Consider the following 815-nt stretch of genomic DNA (forward strand, 5'->3'; position numbering starts at 1 on the left):
CATATGGCCCGGGGACATCAGGCCCCGAGGTGGTCACGTGCGGTGAGGCCATGCTGCTGATGCTGGCCGAGCCGGGCGTGCCGCTGGACCGAGCGACCCACTTCCGTCGCTCCATCGCGGGGGCCGAGGCCAACGTGGCGGTCGGACTCGCCCGGCTCGGGCACAGCGTGCGCTGGCTGGGCCGCCTCGGGGCGGACGCGCCGGGCGCCGCCGTCCTCGGCGAGCTGCGGGCGGACGGCGTGGACGTCAGCCAGGTGGGTGTGGACGAACAGGCGCCCACCGGCCTGCTGCTGCGGGACTGTCACCCCTCCCGCGCCATCGACGTGCAGTACTTCCGGGCGGGTTCGGCCGCCTCGCACCTGGAGCCGGCACACATCCCGCCCGCCGCGCTCGACGGCGTCCGGCTGCTGCACCTGTCGGGCATCACGCCGATGCTCTCGCCGACCGCGGCCGAGGCCACCCGTCGCCTGATCGAGCTGGCCCGCGCCGCGGGCGCGCTGGTCTCCTTCGACCCCAACGTGCGCCACAAGCTCGGCGGCGCCGCCCAGTGGGCGCAGATCGTCGGGCCCCTGCTGGCCGACGCCGACCTGCTCCTCGCGGGCGCGGACGAACTGGAGCTGCTGACCGCGCGGCCGGCCGACGAGGCCGCTGCCGACCTGGTCAAGGAGGGTGCGCGCGCGGTCGTGATCAAGCGCGCGGACCACTCGGCGACCGCGTACACCGGCGCCGGACGCTGGGACCAGAGCGCGTTCGCGGTCCCGGTGGTGGACCCGGTCGGGGCGGGCGACGCCTTCGCCGCCGGGTATCTCTCCGGC

The 815-nt window shown here is 76.0% G+C and carries 1 protein-coding gene; it reads left to right on the forward strand.

Features of this window, described 5'->3' with window-relative positions:
* Positions 1-29: 29 nt before the first annotated feature.
* Positions 30-815: sugar kinase (locus KUM32_RS42035; RefSeq protein WP_308408856.1), on the forward strand; the 786-nt coding region annotated here is incomplete at its 3' end.

The sequence above is a fragment of the Streptomyces sp. AC627_RSS907 genome (assembly GCF_019049165.1).